Source organism: Aminobacter sp. LjRoot7 (genome assembly GCF_964252895.1).
Lineage (GTDB): Bacteria > Pseudomonadota > Alphaproteobacteria > Rhizobiales > Rhizobiaceae > Aminobacter > Aminobacter aminovorans_B.
Genome location: NZ_CAXUPX020000007.1, coordinates 328,863 through 344,733, shown reverse-complemented (window position 1 = coordinate 344,733; position 15,871 = coordinate 328,863). Strand labels below are relative to the sequence as shown.

28 protein-coding genes and 1 tRNA gene are annotated in these 15,871 nt (G+C 60.2%); 24 read left to right on the top strand and 5 right to left on the bottom strand.

Translation table 11 applies throughout. From position 1 onward, the window contains the following. From ACSQ3E_RS20880 to ACSQ3E_RS20860, 5 genes are all read left to right on the top strand, one after another. Nucleotides 1-1,110: hypothetical protein (locus tag ACSQ3E_RS20880; RefSeq protein ID WP_436124148.1), on the top strand; the 1,110-nt coding region annotated here is incomplete at its 5' end. 5 nt (nucleotides 1,111-1,115) lie between these two features. Then, a complete protein-coding gene (locus ACSQ3E_RS20875) occupies nucleotides 1,116-2,033 on the top strand; it encodes a trypsin-like serine protease (protein ID WP_436124147.1) in 918 nt (305 codons plus the stop codon). 92 nt (nucleotides 2,034-2,125) lie between these two features. Further along, complete coding sequence (locus ACSQ3E_RS20870; RefSeq protein WP_436124146.1) at nucleotides 2,126-2,374, top strand: DUF982 domain-containing protein; 249 nt, start codon at nucleotides 2,126-2,128, stop codon at nucleotides 2,372-2,374. Between the two features lie 112 nt (nucleotides 2,375-2,486). Then, nucleotides 2,487-2,786, top strand: coding sequence for a DUF982 domain-containing protein (locus ACSQ3E_RS20865; protein WP_436124145.1), 300 nt, complete (start codon nucleotides 2,487-2,489; stop codon nucleotides 2,784-2,786). 52 nt (nucleotides 2,787-2,838) lie between these two features. Further along, nucleotides 2,839-3,330: a GFA family protein gene (locus tag ACSQ3E_RS20860; protein WP_436124144.1), complete on the top strand. Its 492-nt coding sequence runs from the start codon at nucleotides 2,839-2,841 to the stop codon at nucleotides 3,328-3,330. Between the two features lie 35 nt (nucleotides 3,331-3,365). On the opposite strand, the gene ACSQ3E_RS20855 is transcribed toward ACSQ3E_RS20860, so the two are convergent. Next, nucleotides 3,366-3,545: a hypothetical protein gene (locus tag ACSQ3E_RS20855; RefSeq protein ID WP_436124143.1), complete on the bottom strand. Its 180-nt coding sequence runs from the start codon at nucleotides 3,543-3,545 to the stop codon at nucleotides 3,366-3,368. 208 nt (nucleotides 3,546-3,753) lie between these two features. Here ACSQ3E_RS20855 and ACSQ3E_RS20850 point away from each other — a divergent pair, with 208 nt between their 5' ends. Then, entirely contained in the window at nucleotides 3,754-4,128 is a 375-nt protein-coding gene (locus ACSQ3E_RS20850; protein WP_310321431.1) for a tudor domain-containing protein, read from the top strand. A 130-nt stretch (nucleotides 4,129-4,258) separates the two neighbouring features. Here the strand turns inward: ACSQ3E_RS20850 and ACSQ3E_RS20845 are convergent, their stop codons facing one another. Beyond that, on the bottom strand, nucleotides 4,259-4,717 hold the full coding sequence (locus ACSQ3E_RS20845) for a MarR family winged helix-turn-helix transcriptional regulator (RefSeq protein ID WP_310321428.1): 459 nt from the start codon (nucleotides 4,715-4,717) through the stop codon (nucleotides 4,259-4,261). Nucleotides 4,718-4,863: 146 nt separating this feature from the next. Between ACSQ3E_RS20845 and ACSQ3E_RS20840 the strand changes: the two genes are divergently transcribed. Then, nucleotides 4,864-5,628 carry an alpha/beta hydrolase gene (locus tag ACSQ3E_RS20840; protein WP_310321426.1) on the top strand — a complete coding sequence of 255 codons (765 nt, stop codon included), beginning with the start codon at nucleotides 4,864-4,866 and terminating at the stop codon, nucleotides 5,626-5,628. A gap of 209 nt (nucleotides 5,629-5,837) precedes the next feature. Here the strand turns inward: ACSQ3E_RS20840 and ACSQ3E_RS20835 are convergent. Continuing rightward, nucleotides 5,838-5,916 (bottom strand) — tRNA-Glu (locus tag ACSQ3E_RS20835). Between the two features lie 130 nt (nucleotides 5,917-6,046). On the opposite strand from ACSQ3E_RS20835, the gene ACSQ3E_RS20830 reads away from it, so the two are divergent. From ACSQ3E_RS20830 to ACSQ3E_RS20800, 7 genes are all read left to right on the top strand, one after another. After that, complete coding sequence (locus ACSQ3E_RS20830) at nucleotides 6,047-7,390, top strand: tyrosine-type recombinase/integrase (RefSeq protein WP_436124142.1); 1,344 nt, start codon at nucleotides 6,047-6,049, stop codon at nucleotides 7,388-7,390. 98 nt (nucleotides 7,391-7,488) lie between these two features. After that, a complete protein-coding gene (locus tag ACSQ3E_RS20825) occupies nucleotides 7,489-8,280 on the top strand; it encodes a hypothetical protein (protein WP_436124141.1) in 792 nt (263 codons plus the stop codon). A gap of 92 nt (nucleotides 8,281-8,372) precedes the next feature. Then, nucleotides 8,373-8,552 (top strand): helix-turn-helix domain-containing protein, encoded by a 180-nt coding sequence (locus tag ACSQ3E_RS20820; RefSeq protein ID WP_436124140.1) that lies wholly within the window; start codon nucleotides 8,373-8,375, stop codon nucleotides 8,550-8,552. Between the two features lie 3 nt (nucleotides 8,553-8,555). Next, on the top strand, nucleotides 8,556-8,771 hold the full coding sequence (locus tag ACSQ3E_RS20815; RefSeq protein WP_436124139.1) for a hypothetical protein: 216 nt from the start codon (nucleotides 8,556-8,558) through the stop codon (nucleotides 8,769-8,771). After that, entirely contained in the window at nucleotides 8,768-9,076 is a 309-nt protein-coding gene (locus ACSQ3E_RS20810) for a winged helix domain-containing protein (protein WP_436124138.1), read from the top strand. Before ACSQ3E_RS20815 ends, ACSQ3E_RS20810 begins: the two co-directional genes overlap by 4 nt. After that, complete coding sequence (locus tag ACSQ3E_RS20805; protein ID WP_436124137.1) at nucleotides 9,073-9,312, top strand: transcriptional coactivator p15/PC4 family protein; 240 nt, start codon at nucleotides 9,073-9,075, stop codon at nucleotides 9,310-9,312. The genes ACSQ3E_RS20810 and ACSQ3E_RS20805 overlap by 4 nt, the downstream gene beginning before the upstream one ends. A gap of 88 nt (nucleotides 9,313-9,400) precedes the next feature. After that, nucleotides 9,401-9,922, top strand: a complete 522-nt coding sequence (locus ACSQ3E_RS20800; RefSeq protein ID WP_436124136.1) for a hypothetical protein — start codon at nucleotides 9,401-9,403, stop codon at nucleotides 9,920-9,922. Nucleotides 9,923-10,156: 234 nt separating this feature from the next. On the opposite strand, the gene ACSQ3E_RS20795 is transcribed toward ACSQ3E_RS20800, so the two are convergent. After that, a complete protein-coding gene (locus ACSQ3E_RS20795) occupies nucleotides 10,157-10,750 on the bottom strand; it encodes a hypothetical protein (RefSeq protein ID WP_436124135.1) in 594 nt (197 codons plus the stop codon). A gap of 229 nt (nucleotides 10,751-10,979) precedes the next feature. On the opposite strand from ACSQ3E_RS20795, the gene ACSQ3E_RS20790 reads away from it, so the two are divergent. From ACSQ3E_RS20790 to ACSQ3E_RS20750, 9 genes are read left to right on the top strand one after another with little or no spacing between them, the layout of a single operon-like run. Next, entirely contained in the window at nucleotides 10,980-11,135 is a 156-nt protein-coding gene (locus tag ACSQ3E_RS20790; protein WP_436124134.1) for a plasmid mobilization protein, read from the top strand. Next, a complete protein-coding gene (locus ACSQ3E_RS20785) occupies nucleotides 11,132-11,344 on the top strand; it encodes a hypothetical protein (protein ID WP_436124133.1) in 213 nt (70 codons plus the stop codon). Before ACSQ3E_RS20790 ends, ACSQ3E_RS20785 begins: the two co-directional genes overlap by 4 nt. Further along, on the top strand, nucleotides 11,322-11,528 hold the full coding sequence (locus ACSQ3E_RS20780) for a hypothetical protein (RefSeq protein WP_436124132.1): 207 nt from the start codon (nucleotides 11,322-11,324) through the stop codon (nucleotides 11,526-11,528). Before ACSQ3E_RS20785 ends, ACSQ3E_RS20780 begins: the two co-directional genes overlap by 23 nt. A 45-nt stretch (nucleotides 11,529-11,573) precedes the next feature. Next, nucleotides 11,574-12,278 (top strand): hypothetical protein, encoded by a 705-nt coding sequence (locus tag ACSQ3E_RS20775; RefSeq protein WP_436124131.1) that lies wholly within the window; start codon nucleotides 11,574-11,576, stop codon nucleotides 12,276-12,278. Nucleotides 12,279-12,318: 40 nt separating this feature from the next. Beyond that, nucleotides 12,319-12,999 carry a hypothetical protein gene (locus tag ACSQ3E_RS20770; RefSeq protein ID WP_436124130.1) on the top strand — a complete coding sequence of 227 codons (681 nt, stop codon included), beginning with the start codon at nucleotides 12,319-12,321 and terminating at the stop codon, nucleotides 12,997-12,999. 13 nt (nucleotides 13,000-13,012) lie between these two features. Continuing rightward, nucleotides 13,013-13,459 carry a DUF5681 domain-containing protein gene (locus ACSQ3E_RS20765; protein ID WP_436124129.1) on the top strand — a complete coding sequence of 149 codons (447 nt, stop codon included), beginning with the start codon at nucleotides 13,013-13,015 and terminating at the stop codon, nucleotides 13,457-13,459. Beyond that, nucleotides 13,456-13,683, top strand: coding sequence for a hypothetical protein (locus ACSQ3E_RS20760; protein WP_436124128.1), 228 nt, complete (start codon nucleotides 13,456-13,458; stop codon nucleotides 13,681-13,683). Before ACSQ3E_RS20765 ends, ACSQ3E_RS20760 begins: the two co-directional genes overlap by 4 nt. Continuing rightward, nucleotides 13,683-13,952 carry a hypothetical protein gene (locus ACSQ3E_RS20755; protein ID WP_436124127.1) on the top strand — a complete coding sequence of 90 codons (270 nt, stop codon included), beginning with the start codon at nucleotides 13,683-13,685 and terminating at the stop codon, nucleotides 13,950-13,952. The genes ACSQ3E_RS20760 and ACSQ3E_RS20755 overlap by 1 nt, the downstream gene beginning before the upstream one ends. 21 nt (nucleotides 13,953-13,973) lie before the next feature. Beyond that, nucleotides 13,974-14,228 carry a hypothetical protein gene (locus ACSQ3E_RS20750; RefSeq protein ID WP_436124126.1) on the top strand — a complete coding sequence of 85 codons (255 nt, stop codon included), beginning with the start codon at nucleotides 13,974-13,976 and terminating at the stop codon, nucleotides 14,226-14,228. A 13-nt stretch (nucleotides 14,229-14,241) separates the two neighbouring features. Here ACSQ3E_RS20750 and ACSQ3E_RS20745 read toward each other — a convergent pair whose 3' ends face one another. Then, nucleotides 14,242-14,982, bottom strand: a complete 741-nt coding sequence (locus ACSQ3E_RS20745; protein WP_436124125.1) for a hypothetical protein — start codon at nucleotides 14,980-14,982, stop codon at nucleotides 14,242-14,244. A 539-nt stretch (nucleotides 14,983-15,521) separates the two neighbouring features. Here ACSQ3E_RS20745 and ACSQ3E_RS20740 point away from each other — a divergent pair. Beyond that, nucleotides 15,522-15,803: a helix-turn-helix transcriptional regulator gene (locus ACSQ3E_RS20740; protein WP_436124124.1), complete on the top strand. Its 282-nt coding sequence runs from the start codon at nucleotides 15,522-15,524 to the stop codon at nucleotides 15,801-15,803. The last annotated feature ends 68 nt before the right edge of the window (nucleotides 15,804-15,871 follow it).

Here is a 15,871-nt window from a genome sequence, read left to right as displayed (position 1 = left end):
GGTTGCGTCAGGGACTATCTGCGGTATGCGCTCGCTGCCGCCACGCTTGCGCTCACAGCATGCTCGGCCGTCAACAGCCAGCCGGTGACGCCAGCCTACACCTCGGGCGACGGCCAGAAGGCCGGCGTCTACTACCTGCCCAAGCACCTGCTCAGCGTGAAGCTTTACGGCGACAAGACCAGCCAGCGGATCGTCGTCGCCAGCACGCCGGTGCAGGACCGCCGGCTGGCGCTCGAAACAGGCCTGGCGCTGTCGCCGCTGTCCGATGACGACATCACCGTCGACTACGACAACGGCATGCTGAAATCGGTGACCGCCACGCTTACCGACAGGACCGCTGACATCCTCATCGAGGTCGCCAAGCTTGTCGTGCAACTGCGCGAGACCCCGATCAGCCAGCCATTGCTGAAGGACATTTCCTTCGACCCGTTCAACTATCGCGATGCGATGGCCGTCAACGCCAGCCTGCGCCAGCACAATTCCTGCGTCGAGGTCGAGGTTGCGCCCGGGCTGTGGAGCCCAGGCTGCGGCAAGCACTCGCTCGACACCACCTACGTACAGGGCGCCGTGGTCGACACCACCTTGCCGCCGCGTGCCGCACCCGGCATCTACTACCGCCGCCCTGCTTCGCTGATGGTCCATGTCGTCGAGAAGGGTGTCACCACCCAGCTCGTGCCGCACCCCTTCGCCAACGGCTCGCCGATGTTCCGCATCGACATCAGGCGCACCTTGTTCGTCGCGCGCGCAACGACGATCACCTTCGTCGATGGCGCCTTGACCCAGGTGAAGGTCACCAAGCCCTCGGAAGGCCTGGCGGTCGCCCAATTACCGCTCAAGATCATCCAGGCGACAGTCAATTCGGCCACCGGCGGCGTCGCCGGCGCCCGTTCGACCCGGTTGCAATCGCAGGCCAGGCTGAACGACAGCGAAGCCACGCTCAACAAGGTGGTGGCCGCGCGCCTTGCTGCCGGAGACAGCGTCGACGCTCTCGCCTCGCGCAATGCGGTCCTGCCTTCGCCACGGTCGACCGCGCTGACAACAGACGAGATGGCGCGTTGCGAGCGCATCAACTTCGCCTCTGAAGACTGCCTCAGATATTACGCCGAGTGACGATCATGCGGCTGGCATCCGTGCGCGCTGCGATTTTCCTGCTGTCGATCGCGTGGGCCTCGTTGTCAGCTGCGGATCCGACGCAGACCGGCCGCCTGCCGCCTGGCGTGACCGTGCCGGCGCCGCTGCCGCTCGGCATATCGGTGATCGGCGGCGCGCCGAGCGACGACCGCAAGATCGTCGGCATCACCTTCACCCAGGATAACGAAACAAGGGTCTGCAGCGGCCTCTACGTCTCGGCCCGCCGCATCCTCACCGCCGCCCACTGCACCTGCGGCTCATCCGACTACCAAGTCACCAATGAGGACTTCGACAAGGGCAAGTTCCGCGCCGCCACCTTCGTCGCGCATTTCGGCAACTACAACTGTGACAGGCGCTACATTCCGCGCGGCGACGACCTCGCGCTGCTCGAGATCACGCAGCCGCTGTGGTCGACAGACATCGCCACCGCCTGCCCGCAATACAGCCTCCTACCGGCGATCAAATTCGCCGCCCACTGGTTCCCGACGCCGCCGGAAAACATCAGCGTCGCCGGCTACGGCTTCAGTGGCACCGCGGCCCAGGATCTCGGCAGCCGCCAGGAGGCCGTGGTCAGCCTCGACTCGGTGCTGTGCGCCACGAGGCAGGCGCGCGGCCTGAGCTGCCTGCCTTTCGCCGAATTCATCGCCGGCGCCACCCCCGTTCGCGGCGCAGCCCGCGACACTTGCGGCGGCGACAGCGGCGGCCCGGCCTTCTTCCGCGCCCGTGGCAATTTCATCCCCTTCGGCGTCATTTCGCGCGCCCTTCCCGTCAACCACCGCTTTCCGGACAAGGCCTGCGGTTCTGGCGGCGTCTACACCCATCTCGGCCGCAGCGACGTGATCGCCTGGCTCAAGGCCAATGGCGTGCCGGACAGCGAGCCGAATTGCGGGGCGGCGGAGTGAACTGCGCCTAACAACTTCGAAAGATGTGCCGGAATGCCGCGGCCCGCGAGGACAACCGATGCAACTCTCCTTGCTCACGCGCGTTTTGATGGATGGATTTTACACCGAACGTCTGGGTCAGGGATGGAGAGTTTTCGCTGCGCGAGGTTGTCTCGGTGCCAGATGCCGTCGAATTTCTTGATGGTTGGCCGCAAGACAAGCGCAACCCATTCTTCTACCTGGCGGAAAACGCGATGCAGGCCGCGATCAACGGTTCGATCCCGGTCGACGAGGCCAGGGAAGCTTTCGAAAGCTTCTGCACCGAAGCCGGAATACTGGCTGCGTCGCCGGATACGGCTTGAATTCCATTCTTGACGGGAAAGGCTGCCGTCGCCATTTTCCTGGTCTGCCTGTCGCGCCCATTGCCGGCAGGTTCGCTTGCTCGAAAGACGGTCCATGACCCAGGAGGAAGTGATGACAGCCAGAACCTTTTCCAGCCCGATCTTCGTCAAGGACGTCGACCAGGCAATCTTGCAGATCGCAACCGTCACTGACGCGCTCGGCTTCCTGGCAAAGTGGCCGGAACAGCGCCGCGGACCGATCTACAACACCGCGATGCGCGCCTGTCATGCAGCACGCGAGGACCGATTGTCGGTCGATGGCGCCCGCAACGCCTTCGCCGGCTTCGCCCGCTCCGTCGGCATCCGCGAGCCCGAAGCGGCGCCGATCGAGCCGTGGATGGTGACGTCGAAACGCGGCCGCATGCCGCTTTAGCAAGGGAACGTTTGCCTGTGGCTTTCCGTTGAAGCGGAAAGGGAGCCCTGCCATGGAAAATCGTAGCGGCGAAACCATTCGATTTGGCAGCTGTTACTGCCGTGCCGTCACCTTCCGGGTGACAGGCGAGCCTCTTCGCGTCGGCATCTGCCACTGCGCCGACTGCCGCAAGACCAGCGGTTCGGCGTTCTCCGCCTACGCGGTCTGGCCGGTCTCGGCCCTCGAACAGACGGGCCAGGTCAGTACCTACGGCAACCGCAGCTTCTGCGTCACCTGCGGCAGCCGCGTGACGTTTGTCAGCGACGACGAGGCCGAAGTCATGCTCGGCAATCTCGACGAAGTGCCGTCTGATCTCACGCCCGGATATGAATTGTGGACCGTTCGCCGCGAAAGCTGGCTCCACCCCTTGCCGGAGGCGCAGCAGTTCGACCACGACCGCGACACTGCGGCCGCGCCCGAACGGCCCGAAACCGAAGAGCCGGAGCGGATCCGCACCCTCGAAACGGAAGTCCCGCGCCTAAGCGAACTCGCCCGACCGGTTTGAGGTTAGGCGGCGCAACGATTTCGCGGGGAAGCAATTCAGTGCGTGGTCGCCATGGCCGTTTTGGCGGTCGGCTTCGCGGCCGGCTTGCGGCGTCGTTTGGGCGTGGTCGAAGGCGCAGGCACCGGATCGAAATCCGACGGCACGCTGGCGATGAACTCCCGACCGACCCGGTAGGCGGCATAACCGACGACAAGCAGTGCTAGCGTTCGAAGCATGACGGTTCTCCTTTGCCACCCGCAACGCCCCCGGGCAGGCAAGGTTCCGCTATGCGCCGACGTCTGGTGGCCGAGCACGTGCAGCAAGCACCTCCGCCGGTGGAATTGTTCGCGCCGGCGCAGTCATCTTCACCGCACATTCACATCAGCTCAAATATGCACGTCAGCACAGCTCATGAGAGCTGGGGTGAAATCCCGGGGGGATACTTTGACACGACATCTTTCGGTTCTACTGGCCGCAGGCGCCATTCTCGCCAGCGCAGGCATGGCGAGCGCCCAGACGAAGGGCGACTGGGTTCTGGGCAACTACAAGGGTTCCGGCTACTGGTTCGCCGGCGTCATCGAAAAGATCGAAGGCGACACGATCACCGTCCGCTACGACGACAACGAGCGCGAGACGACCAGCCTCGGCAAGGTCCGGCCCTACGACTGGATGATCGGTTCCAAGGTCGAGTGCAACTTCAAGGGCGCCGGCGAGTGGTACAAGGGCAAGATCACCTCGCTGGCCGGCGAAAAAGTCGGCATCGCCTATGACGACGGCGACAAGGAAACCACCAAGACAGGCCTCTGCCGCTCGAAGTGACCGTGCCGGGCAGGCCAAAAGCCTGCCCGCTCACCTGCGCCTGTTCCGATGAATGGGCGTACCGGAGCTCACCGATTCCGAGCACTCTTTTTCCTGAATGCACTCGATCGCCTGCCGCAGAAGCTGAGGATCACGCCTCTGAAGCCGGAGCGACAGCATTTCGCATGCCATCGCGCAGCAGCTGCACCTTGCGGTTCAGTTCGATCATGTCGGGCACGGTGAAGCCCGAATTGCGGAGCAGCGCCGATGTCAGGCAGCCTGTCCTGGCGTGAAGGTCACTGCCCTTCTTGCTCAGTTGGACCTGCACCTGCCGCTCATCCGTCGTGCTGCGCTGACGGGCCACGAAGCCCGCGACCTCGAGCCGCTTGACTGCCGGCGTGATCGTGCTTGGCTCCAGCGCCAGCCTTTCGGCGATGGCACCGATCGTCAGCCCGTCGCGCTCCCACAGCGTGCTCAGCACCAGATACTGCGTGTACGTGACGCCAAGCTCGTCCAGCATCGGCTTGTAGACCCGCTGGATGGCGAGCGAGGCGGAATAGATCGAAAAGCAAAGCTGGCCATCAAGCGGCAGCACTGGGTCGTTGGCCATTATGGTCTCCATCTCGGGCTCGGACAGCCCTTACCACAGAAAATGATATCGCGATAAAGAAATCGCTTTACAAGTTCGGGCTTCCGTCATATCAGATGATTATCGCGATAATGATTGTCGCGGCAAACACAAAAGGAGATGCCGAAATGACCAACACCCTCATCACCGCCGCAGCTGCAACACTTGCACTGGCCGCATCCGCCCTCACCCCCGCCGTCGCCCAGCCGACCGGCGCCAAGAATGTCGTCCTTGTCCATGGCGGTTTCGTCGATGGTTCGGGCTGGCAGGGCGTCTATGACATGCTGAAGAAGGACGGCTACAACGTCACCATCGTCCAGAACCCCACGACCTCGCTGGCCGACGACGTAGCGGTCACCAAGCGTGCGATTGCCGGGCAGGACGGTCCTGTCGTTCTCGTCGGCCACTCCTACGGTGGCGTGGTCATCAGCGAAGCCGGCACGGACGAGAAGGTGAAGGCCGTCGTCTACATCGCCGCCTTCGCACCCGACAAGGGCGAGTCCGTTTCCTCGCTGATCGCCAATCCGCCAGCAGGTGCGCCCGTGCCGCCGATCCTGCCGCCGGTCGATGGCTTCCTGTTCCTCGACAAGGCCAAGTTCGCCGCCTCCTTCGCCGCCGATGTTGATGCCGATGTCGCATCCTTCATGGCCGACTCGCAGGTTCCGTGGGGCGTCGAAGCGCTGGCTGGTGCCGTCACCGATCCGGCCTGGAAGTCCAAGCCGAGCTATTACCTGGTCGCTTCCGACGACCGCATGATCCCTCCCGCAGCGCAGCGCATGATGGCTGAGCGCGCAGGCGCCACGGTCACCGAAACTGCAGGCAGCCATGCCGTCTACGTCTCCAAGCCCGAAGCCGTCGCCGCCATCATCGAGCAGGCCGCGACCGCCAAGTGACCACGAGCAAATGAATGACCGCGACGACAATCCCCGAAGCGCCGCAAGACGCTTCGGGGATAAGTGCATGCGAAGCGCTACCACTCGCTGGCTAAACAACAAGAATGGGCTGCAGGCACGGGCTGTCGCTGGATCGAGAGCGTACGACTGATGGCCTGACCGTCGCTTGACGGCTGCGGCTCGAAGTACGGTATGTGCTTTGGAAAGCTTGGTACGCCCAAGGGGAATCGAACCCCTGTTCCCGCCGTGAGAGGGCAAATGCATGAAAGTCCCCGTTCCGGCATTCGTCCCCCGCTGTTCCCCTATGTTTTTTCTCTGTTCTATCCCCGTTCACGTTTGACGGGCTCACCGTCCCGCATTGTGTCGAGCCGTCCACGGGTGTATATTTGACGGATATTTGACGAAACAGGTTTGCAGCATGCCTCGCACCCTAACCGAAGCGGCACTCTCAACAGAGAACGCCCGCAAGTCGCTCCCCGAGGGAACGCACTGGCGCGGGCTCAATGCTGATGTCCACTTGGGCTATCGGAAGCAGAAGCGCGGCGGTAAGTGGCTTGTGCGCTGGTATCAGGGTGACCAGAAATATAAGCAGGAGACATTCGGCACCGCTGATGACGGCAAGCTGCTGGCCGATGGTGTCACCTGTTTCAGCTATGAACACGCCAAGACCGAGGCGGCGCGCATCGTTTCACTAGCCCGAGCTGACGAACTGGCATCGGTTGACGGCCCTGCCCCTACAGTCAAAATCGCCGTTGAAGAGTATGCCTCGGCTCGCGATGAGCGGGAGAAGGCACAGCAGCCGGGCAAACGCGGGCGTGGCGATGCGCGCCAACGGCTTGCCAAGCATGTCCTGTCTGCCCCGGTCGCGAATATTGCTCTCCACGCCCTGGCCGAGCTGGATCTAGTCAGGTGGCGCGCTGCCCTCCCCAAGGGCCTTGCGGAAACAACCGTTCGCCGCGTCGTCAACGACTTCAAGGCGGCGTTGAACGCCGCTGCGGTCAAATACAGGTCAAGGCTCCCGGCAGAACTCGCCGTCATCATCAAGAACGGGTTTGCGGCCAAGTTCGCAGAGACGCCCACCGCTCGGGACAAGTCCGCACTGCCAGACGGCGACATTCGCCGCATACTCATAGCCACAGCCACGATTGACGCCCGCGACGGTTGGGACGGTGATTTGCTGCGCATGGTTGCCGTGCTCGCGGCGACTGGCGCCCGCTTTTCGCAGGTCAGCCGCATGATGGTTGGTGATGTGCAGTTGGCACAAAGCCGCTTGATGGTACCGACCAGCCGCAAAGGCCGGGGCACAAAAAAGGCCTCTCACATTGCCACCCGCGTTGGCGAGGACGTTCTAGAGACATTGCGGCCAGCCGTCGCAGGCCGGCGCGCGAAAGAGCCGCTGTTGGAAAGGTGGAGACACAAGCAGAGCAAGGGAACAGACAGCCATGGGCCGCAGTGGGTAAGAGATAAACGGGGGCCGTGGCTCAACGCGACGGAATTGACCCGCCCATGGCTGGCAATCACCACGGCGGCGGGCCTCCCGGCTGATGTCGTGCCCTATGCCCTTCGCCATTCGTCCATTGTTCGGCAGTTGCGAACCGGCCTCCCTGTCCGGTTGGTCGCGGCGCTGCATGACACCAGCACGACCATGATTGAATCGCACTATTCAGCCGCAATCATCGACGCACTCGACGCCTTGTCTGCGGGCGCGGTGGTGCCATTGATGCCGCCAGCCGGGGACAACGTGCGCCAGCTTCGCGGATAAGAGAAACCGCAGGGATAGGACGGCCATCCGACAAGCCGGGGTTAGCACCTCCCGGTTTCCCTGCGGCCCCAACGGGTGCATCGCGAGGTGCTGCGGTTATGGCGAACTATGGGAAGCGACTGAGTTTCTTCAGTCGGTCTGGAGCGCCACCTGAAGCCGAGTTTTCGGATGAGCAACACCAAGCGTTGGAAGCTGTCTACGGGGTTCCACTATCGACGGACGCAAGAGAAAGGCTCAAGGAAATATGCGACTCATACGTCAGTTGGCGGCAGCCTGAATTAGAGGGCGAGACGTTTGCCGATGCGGCTGCCTTGTTTGCGAAGGTCGAAGCAGCGGTAGCGGGATTCACCCCCCTCGCGTTCGGATCCCTGATCCCAATGACGGATGCCGGGGCGCAACTAAATAACATGTTGGAGCGGCATCTAAGCTCGATTCCCGTAAGAGTACCGCTCAGTCGTATACTGGATGCGGAAGAAGATGTGCCGGCTCAGAGCGATGAAAGTGGCTCATATCAGCAAATATCGCTTTCGCTGGACGCACTTATGCGGATCGGGATAGCACTGCAAGCCACGGTCAACCTGACTGGAAAAGAAATAAGGCAAACCGTCGACGCATCCGACCCGGTTGGATTTATGCCAGGCCAGTCATTCGAAGTGTGGGGGCGCAATCTTCACGAATGGGCAAAGAGATTTGGCTTGCCGCTCAGCCTGACGCAGAACGATGACAGCCCCGCCCCCTTCATTCGGTTTTTCTTCGCTCTCAATAAGATGATGCCGGAACCGTATAGGGAAAATATTGCCTCGCCCGAGGCCCTGGCAAAGCGAGTAAAGAGGGCCCGCCAAAAATTGAGGCAGATCAGGGCGCAGGGGACAAAAGTGAGCGAGGCATAGCCTTGGCATTTGTCCCGTTCAGTCGACCCACAAAACGAGCGATTTCTCCGCGTGCACCTCACTGAATCCCGGTGCGTTCAACGGAGAACATCATGCAAAAACTGTCGGTCACTATTCCCGAGGCGGTCACAATGACCGGAATCTCGCGGACATCATTGTACAAGTTGTTTGCGGACGGCACCCTAGTTCGCCGTAAGCATGGCAAACGTTCATTGATCTTGGTCGAAGACCTTGAGCGCGTCATCCGCGCACTTCCCACAGCGGAGGTGTAATAGATGCACCTCAAAAACAAAACCGCCGACCCAATGGTTGCACCCATCGGGAACGGCGGCTCGGTAATCTCGAAAGCGTTTGCAGCTTCTGATTACCGCGCAGCCCCCGTTTGCGCAACGGAAATCGCCGCCGCCGTGGTCGCTGCTCGGTTCCGTGTTTCTCCCTGCATCGCTCGTCTCGTCTGCGAGCTGGCGCAAATCGGTGGGGTGATGGCATGAGCAAGGCAAAGCAAAGGGTTTGGGCAATCTTCCAGAAGATGCCAGACGGATTGCCCACCAAGGTTGTTGGTCGCGAGGCTTGGGCCCTCCTGAACCTCAAACGCGCCAGAAAAGATGGATGCACGGCATTAGAGCAGCCCGCAGTGCGATGGGCGGCCTACATCCATGATCTGCGGCACAATTTCGGGTTGGACATCGAGTCCATTCACGAGAGCCACAAGGGACCATTCCCAGGCACGCACTGCCGATACGTCTTGCGTTCGGACGTCACCATTCTGGAGACCAGTGAAGGGGACGCGTCATGAGCAATTCAATCCCCATTGCCATTGTCGAGAAGAACCGGACAGAGGAAGTCCGCATCTCACTCGACGTAATGCACGGTCGGCGCCTGTTCAACACGCGTGTCTATTACGAGGCGGACGACGGCACCAAGCGGCCCGGTAAGGCAGGGCTGGCGCTACGCCTTGAGTGCTTGGAGAGCTTCGCGGACGCCGTCACCTCGGCCCTGATGACGGCCAAGGCCAAAGGCTATCTGAAATGAGCCCGCGCCCCGTAATCAACGTTCCCCCGGCTGAAAGGTCGGGGGATTACTCTCAACTTCCACGCAACGACACCAGCAGGTGGAAGCGATGAGCGCGCGCGATTTTTCGAAAGTCTCGCCCGCGTTGTGGCGTTCACCCCGCTTTCAGGCCCTCAGCGACAGGGAGCAAAAGACATTCCTCTACTTCATCACCAACAGCCATATCGACTCCAGCGGGGTCTATCACCTGCCGGATCTCTATGCTTGCTCCAAGTCCGACTTGAACATGGATCTACCCGATTACGAGGCAGCTCGTGCCGGTTGTATCGAGGCCGGCCTGATCGACTACGACCCCGACCATTCGGTCATCCTGATCGATCGGTGGTTTAAGCACAATCCGCCCACCAGCCCAGATTACGCCACTGGCGTACTAAGGCGGATTGAGAAGGTGGAGAGCGAGCGCCTGCGGGCTAGGGCTCTGGCAGCGTTTGAACCAGAGCATGAAGCTATGCGCGCTAGGCTGGCAGAAAAGGAGATTGCAAAGGCGCTGCGCAAGGCAAACGTCGATGTCAAATCTCCCATAGGCGCAAACGACCGACTCGTGAATACCCTGTCTAGGGCTCGCGGGTAGGGACGCCGTGTCCACACCCTGTTGCCACCGTGCGGTCACCCTGCCCTAGGCACCGTGTAGGCAGGGTGTGGACATACAAAGACCAATACCCAGACCAAGACCAAGACCTTGGCGAATGAGCGTCGGCAAACAGGCTAGCGCCAAATCCTGCTCCTCCGAACCCGTCACGAGCGCCGCAAGGGGCTTAGGAGGGAAAGTAGCCAAATCCCCGCAGGGTCGGATCACAGACGCGAACTACAAAGCCGCCTTGCGAGACCGCTTCTCTTTTGTCAATTCGCGCATCCCGCTCTTGGTGATGCACACAAGGGCCACCCGTTCTGGGTGCTTTGGATGAAACGTTGCCTCCACGAATTCGCGGGCCAGCAATCGGTCAATCGTATCGGGGCCAATGCCTTTCAGTTCCGAAAGCGAATGCTTGTCGTCCTTGCGAGCACTCAAATATTCGAGGGCGGCCTTTTCGCGTTTTCCCAGTTCTTGAGCCAACAATTGCCGTCGCCATTCCTTTGCTGCTTCTGCGCGCAACGACGTTAAGTTGCTCCCACCATGGTCGGTCCAGCCATGGCCACGTTCATACAGAAAGGATCTGACGAAGGTAGCTTTCCCTGGAAATGGTGGCGGGTCGCTCGGCCCAAGGTCGATGAACACATCATCTTCGTTGCTTGGCGGATCGGAAGGCGTCTCGACCAAGACCCGATTGCCGACATGGCATTCGGGGATGAGACGCACAGTCCCCATAAGCGTTTCAACTTCAATGATGCCGCGATGCTTCTGCGCGGCTCTTAGCAGCGCCTCGGCTTGTTTTTGGGAAACGGCGAGCTTTCTGGTCATTCGGGCTCCGGTCCCAAGACAGCCTAACTCGCGCACCCTACCGCCGCTCCCGTCATTTTTCGAAACATTTCTGCGCCCGATTTCGTGGACGCGGGGGGATGCCCCGGGATGATAAGAAACAATGCGGGACACATCTAAGCCATTGATATCATTATTTATTTGTGGCCACCATCCTTGATGTTCTTGTTCTGATCCGCTACATTCGTTGCACTGAAAATGGATGGTGCGAATGCGATTTTCAGAAGCAATGGATGGCATGATCAAGGTGCGCGTTTCGCACGATGAGAAACGCGCTCTCAAGGAAGCCGCACGCCAGCGCGGGCTCACCTTGAGCGAAATGCTGCGGGTAACTGCCACAGAGGCAACATCACGGGTCGTGGCATGACTGCCACCCCCGCCTGTTTCACCGAAATGAACCTCATGGCGCTTTGGCTGCTGCATCGCAGCGAGTGCCGTTCTGTCGGCCAGATAGTGGCTGACGCGCGCGCCGGCCAGCTGCCAGGGGTTCACCTCAAGGGGCGCAGTTTTCTGATCAACGACGAAACGGCGGCACTGGCCGCGATGAGCAAGGGTGCGGGCAATGGCAACGGATAACGAGCGCTTTGGGCGCGAGTGGCAGGAACAGAACATCAGGCAGGCAAACGCCCTCACCGCAAAGGCGATGGAGGCTAACCCGGACATCACGCCGCGCGAGCTTCTGCATCTCCACATTGGCGAAATCGTCAAAGGCCTGCCCGCTCTTTCTGCCGAAATCCTGGCCGCAAAACAGAAGCGCTAACTGACCCAGAAGGAAGACCTCGTGTTTCTAGGAGCATTGATCCCCATGCACTGCGTCATCATCGATCGCCCGGTCGTTCATTTAGTTGCGCAAGCCACCGACCTGACAAATCGTGCCGGCTCGTACACCTTCGCCGGCTTGGGCTTCGGGGACGATTTCACCAACCGAACACTGGTGGCTATTGTCCATATGGCCGCGACAAGCGAGCAAGTGCTAAATCAGACGAGTTGTACAATCGGGGGCGTAGCGGCAAGCGGCGCAGATAGCGGAGACGCCGACAATTCCCCAGCCGGCGCGGCGGCGACAGGTATTTGGGCCGCCAAACCCTCTGGCACTTCGGGCAGTGTCGTCATCAACTTCACCAGTGGGACAGCGACTGCGGCGGCTATCTACCTATATGCAGTGACTGACGTGGCATCAGCCGGCCCATTCGCCTACTCGGCCGGCAGTGGGGGTGCAGGCGGCATCACCAGCGACCCAACATTCCCGGCAAGCCCGACAGGGACAATCAATATCCCCAATGACGCAGTGCATGGGGCTGTCCTCATCGGTGGCGCAACTCGCGCAAACAATACCGGCGCAATCACTCTCAACGGCATCACCCAAGCCTATGACGTGACGCTGGACGGCGTTCACCGCATCGCGGGTGGCTTTGACTTCCGACTTCCCCAGCAAACAAACCGGCCCATCGGCTTCAGCACGGGCTCGGGCAACGTCATCTTCGGGATGAAGGCGGCTTCCTTCTCGTAAACATGGAGACTGGCAGATGTTGCCTGGAATGTGCGGGATAATGGCGGGCATCTCACCGCCAAAAATCGAGCTAGTAGCTCAGGCCGTCGACAACACCGACCGCTCGGGCTCTTACACTTTCGCCGGCCTAAGCTTCGGCCCGGAATTTACGAACCGCGCCATCATCGCTGTGGCAATGCTCGCCAACTCGGCAAACGCTGTCGTCAACCAGAGCGGGGCAACGATTGGCGGTGTGGCGGCCTCTGGGAACGATTCCGGCGATGCTGGCACTTCGCCCACGGGCGGCGCCAGTTGTGGCGTATGGGCTGCCAGGCCTTCGGGAACCTCGGGAAGCGTCAGCGTAAGTTTTGGCGCCACCTCTCAAGCATGCGCCGTGTTCGTATTTGCGGCAGAAATACTGTCAACGACCCGTTTCGCGGAATCTGTCGGCAGCGGCGGCGCCGGGGGCATAACAAGCGACCCAACATTCCCAGCGAGTGCCAGCGGGACCATCAACATTCCGCACGATGGAGTGTTGATCGGCGGAATAGCCAGAGCCAACACCACGGCCCCCATAACCCTTACTGGCTTCCATGGTCAGAGGGAAATGGCACTCGATACGGGCCACCGCATAGCGGTCGGCTGGAAGTGGAGCATGCCGGCTCAAACGGCTTACCCCGTTGGCTACACCACGAGTACGGGCGGCGTCATCTACGGCATGGAAGCGCACTCATTCGCCTAGAGGCTCTGAAGCATTGACCACTGATAAAACAGCAGAAGAACAGCGCGGGCGCCCATTCCAGCCTGGCCAGTCTGGCAATCCGAACGGCAGGCCTTCCGGCTCGCGTTCGAAGGTGCTGGTAGCGCTCGACGCTTTGGCAGAGGGCGAAGTGGAGGAGATTGCGCGAGCAATGATAACCAAGGCCAAGGACGGGGACGCAATCGCTGCACGAACAATCTTTGACCGTGTCTGGCCGCCTCGCAGGGGCGCTAGAATTCAATTCGATCTGCCAGAGGTCAACAAGGCCGAGGATCTGCCTGGCGCGCTCGCTGTGGTCAATCGCCAAGTCGCGGACGGCGAGATATCACCCGATGAGGCGGCGGTGGTTGTTGGCCTGCTGGAGGCCCAGCGAAAGGCTATCGAGACCAATGATCTAGCGGCGCGCATCGCAGCACTTGAGGAAAGGCAGGCGAAGAAATGACCCTTTCGGCTCGCTTGTCGCGGCTGGAGGTGCTTGCTGGCGGCGCTACGCAGCGGGCGACCATCATTGCGACCGACCAAGCAGATTACGAATACCAGCTCGAAGGTGTCCTGTTGCGGTCGCATCCCGGCGCAATGGAGGTTTCGGGCGCCATCGGCGGCGAACCCTTCAATCTATCTGTCGTCCTAAAGTCCCACGAGGAAAGCCTCGGGGAGTTAGGCTGATGGCCCTGCTATCTCGCCTGGAGCGTCTGGAGCAGCGAGCGCAGCCGGACCCCTACGCCCACCTGTCAGATTCGGACCTGGAAACAACCATCGCGTTGCTCAGGGCAAACATCGAATCGGCATCGGGAATGAGCGAGCCTGCCTTGGCGGCCGATTTTTCGCAGCGGTTGGTGGATGGCACGTTGCCACCCGACTTAGACCCCATAGCGGTCAGCAAGTTCATCCAGCTCATCCTCTCGGAAGTGAACGGCAAAACCCGGTCGGTATGACCACGATGGAGCGTTGATGCGATGCCAAACATACTCTCCCGCTTAGAGCGCCTGGAGCGCAGTTCGCCCGACACCAAGAAGCAGTGCCGGGTCATCAGGCTTGTTGCTAGCGATGAAGAGGAAGCGGAAGCCGAGCGCCTGCTGGAGGCAGAAGGCTTTGACCCCGCTAGTGGCGACATCGCCATAATCCGGCTCATTTGCGGGCTGAGTGGTAGCGAAAGGGAGCGCTACAACAAGCCTCCATACATTCTCAGCGACACGTCGCGCGCGAATTAAGATGGCCGGCGCCTCAGTTGTCACTAACGCGCATAGAGGACCAGAGCCGCTCCCGTAGTGATGTCAGCGTTAGTTCTTCGGCTATCCAGTCATTCATACCCTTCAATTCGCCGTCAATTTTTTCGTCCGGAGGGACATTCAAAGTCCCGTAAATATCAAGCTTTCCCGTCTCCTTTCGGTGTCTAGTTATCAATCGAACATATCTGTCTATAGTATCAGCAACTTCATCAAGCCAATTTTCAATATCAGTGCTAAATACAAAAGATGCCTTGTTTCGAATTGTGTCAAACTCTGAATACGATTTGTGGCCGTAATCTGAATTCGAATATTTTTTTCCAAAATCGCGTAATTCTTCGTATATATGGAATCTTCTCTCAAACAGCGACAACCTATAGGAGCGCTTTGCACTTTCTTCTGCTTGTTGATGCTGAATGTGGAGAAGATTGTTCTGTGCAGTAATGAATTCCATCTGTTTTCGAGTGATGGCTTGGCTTTCCGTGAACTGCTCGCGGGCTTCAGTTAGTTCTTGCCGCTGGGTTAAGACTGCGGCGATCAACCAGAAAACCGCGAGCGGAGCAAAAACCCCAGCAAGGAAGTCGCCCACTTCATTGAGATGGTTGTCGCTGACACGTAGGCCCAAATCGTCATAGGCCGTCCAAATTACGAGGCCTCCAACGTACACAGCCGAGGCGACCAGTGAGACCCAGAGCCAATTCCACGGCTTCTTGCCCTCGGCAGGTTTGCCATCGCCCATTGCTTTTGCCCCTCAATTGTAGCCGCCGCCCATGGCGGTGAGTCTCATACGAGCGAGAAAGCAGCGTAGGATCAATCGCCTTTGGTAGTTTTCCCGCCTCTAGGACGCCTTGCCTATGGTTTGGGGAATGGATGCCTCCATCCGTTACAATGGCCGCGTTCGTGGCGAAGGATAGCGCTGGGCGTTGCCCGCTTGTACGTCTCTGACGAGACAATCACCAGACAGTAGGATTTCGACACCGGGCGCGAGCAGCCGCGCAAGTCGAACAGGCGCCGAAGCCTCGGCCCGATCCGGTGGCATTCCTTCACGACCAGATGCTGTGGGAAGTACCGCACCTCCATCTTGCCAGGGAACGGATAATCGAACTCCGGGGGCGGATTCCAAGTCGGATCCTCCCGGCCAGCTAACGCATTAGAGGGGATAAACGACGCTGCAATGACAAGCGCAGCGATCAATTTGCCCGCCATAACCATCTGGATGTCTCCCATCGGAACCATTCAGTGTTATATAGGACGCAAATAAGTTCAGAAACAGACAAAATGTCAGGTATCGTTGCCAGATTGACTGCCGCTGAATACAACCCGGTTATGGAAGGCCGTCACATCAAAGCTGCCCGCGCCATGCTGGGCCTAAGCCAAACCGACCTGTGCAAACTGGCCGGGGTGAGCCGTGCGACGTTGAACGACCTGGAGAACGACACGGGCGATCCGCGCCGGTCCTCGGCCCTGGCTGTCGAAATGGCTTTGCGGGAGAAGGGCGCCAACTTCATAGACGACGGCGAGAAAATCGGGGTGACGATGCCCAAGGCACCCTTGTTGTAGAGAGGCCCCTTAGGGTTTAACGCTCGAAGCCTTTTTTGCCTCGCTTCGGCTTTCGAAGGTCAGCCGAC

Excerpts from the sequence above, each read along its gene's own strand:
- ACSQ3E_RS20875 (WP_436124147.1), top strand. The coding sequence starts at position 1,116 with ATGCGGCTGGCATCCGTGCGCGCTGCGATTTTCCTGCTGTCGATCGCG.
- ACSQ3E_RS20870 (WP_436124146.1), top strand. The coding sequence starts at position 2,126 with ATGGATTTTACACCGAACGTCTGGGTCAGGGATGGAGAGTTTTCGCTG.
- ACSQ3E_RS20865 (WP_436124145.1), top strand. The coding sequence starts at position 2,487 with ATGACAGCCAGAACCTTTTCCAGCCCGATCTTCGTCAAGGACGTCGAC.
- ACSQ3E_RS20860 (WP_436124144.1), top strand. The coding sequence starts at position 2,839 with ATGGAAAATCGTAGCGGCGAAACCATTCGATTTGGCAGCTGTTACTGC.
- ACSQ3E_RS20855 (WP_436124143.1), bottom strand. The coding sequence starts at position 3,545 with ATGCTTCGAACGCTAGCACTGCTTGTCGTCGGTTATGCCGCCTACCGG.
- ACSQ3E_RS20845 (WP_310321428.1), bottom strand. The coding sequence starts at position 4,717 with ATGGCCAACGACCCAGTGCTGCCGCTTGATGGCCAGCTTTGCTTTTCG.
- ACSQ3E_RS20840 (WP_310321426.1), top strand. The coding sequence starts at position 4,864 with ATGACCAACACCCTCATCACCGCCGCAGCTGCAACACTTGCACTGGCC.
- ACSQ3E_RS20830 (WP_436124142.1), top strand. The coding sequence starts at position 6,047 with ATGCCTCGCACCCTAACCGAAGCGGCACTCTCAACAGAGAACGCCCGC.
- ACSQ3E_RS20825 (WP_436124141.1), top strand. The coding sequence starts at position 7,489 with ATGGCGAACTATGGGAAGCGACTGAGTTTCTTCAGTCGGTCTGGAGCG.
- ACSQ3E_RS20820 (WP_436124140.1), top strand. The coding sequence starts at position 8,373 with ATGCAAAAACTGTCGGTCACTATTCCCGAGGCGGTCACAATGACCGGA.
- ACSQ3E_RS20815 (WP_436124139.1), top strand. The coding sequence starts at position 8,556 with ATGCACCTCAAAAACAAAACCGCCGACCCAATGGTTGCACCCATCGGG.
- ACSQ3E_RS20810 (WP_436124138.1), top strand. The coding sequence starts at position 8,768 with ATGAGCAAGGCAAAGCAAAGGGTTTGGGCAATCTTCCAGAAGATGCCA.
- ACSQ3E_RS20805 (WP_436124137.1), top strand. The coding sequence starts at position 9,073 with ATGAGCAATTCAATCCCCATTGCCATTGTCGAGAAGAACCGGACAGAG.
- ACSQ3E_RS20800 (WP_436124136.1), top strand. The coding sequence starts at position 9,401 with ATGAGCGCGCGCGATTTTTCGAAAGTCTCGCCCGCGTTGTGGCGTTCA.
- ACSQ3E_RS20795 (WP_436124135.1), bottom strand. The coding sequence starts at position 10,750 with ATGACCAGAAAGCTCGCCGTTTCCCAAAAACAAGCCGAGGCGCTGCTA.
- ACSQ3E_RS20790 (WP_436124134.1), top strand. The coding sequence starts at position 10,980 with ATGCGATTTTCAGAAGCAATGGATGGCATGATCAAGGTGCGCGTTTCG.
- ACSQ3E_RS20785 (WP_436124133.1), top strand. The coding sequence starts at position 11,132 with ATGACTGCCACCCCCGCCTGTTTCACCGAAATGAACCTCATGGCGCTT.
- ACSQ3E_RS20775 (WP_436124131.1), top strand. The coding sequence starts at position 11,574 with ATGCACTGCGTCATCATCGATCGCCCGGTCGTTCATTTAGTTGCGCAA.
- ACSQ3E_RS20770 (WP_436124130.1), top strand. The coding sequence starts at position 12,319 with ATGGCGGGCATCTCACCGCCAAAAATCGAGCTAGTAGCTCAGGCCGTC.
- ACSQ3E_RS20760 (WP_436124128.1), top strand. The coding sequence starts at position 13,456 with ATGACCCTTTCGGCTCGCTTGTCGCGGCTGGAGGTGCTTGCTGGCGGC.
- ACSQ3E_RS20755 (WP_436124127.1), top strand. The coding sequence starts at position 13,683 with ATGGCCCTGCTATCTCGCCTGGAGCGTCTGGAGCAGCGAGCGCAGCCG.
- ACSQ3E_RS20750 (WP_436124126.1), top strand. The coding sequence starts at position 13,974 with ATGCCAAACATACTCTCCCGCTTAGAGCGCCTGGAGCGCAGTTCGCCC.
- ACSQ3E_RS20745 (WP_436124125.1), bottom strand. The coding sequence starts at position 14,982 with ATGGGCGATGGCAAACCTGCCGAGGGCAAGAAGCCGTGGAATTGGCTC.
- ACSQ3E_RS20740 (WP_436124124.1), top strand. The coding sequence starts at position 15,522 with ATGTCAGGTATCGTTGCCAGATTGACTGCCGCTGAATACAACCCGGTT.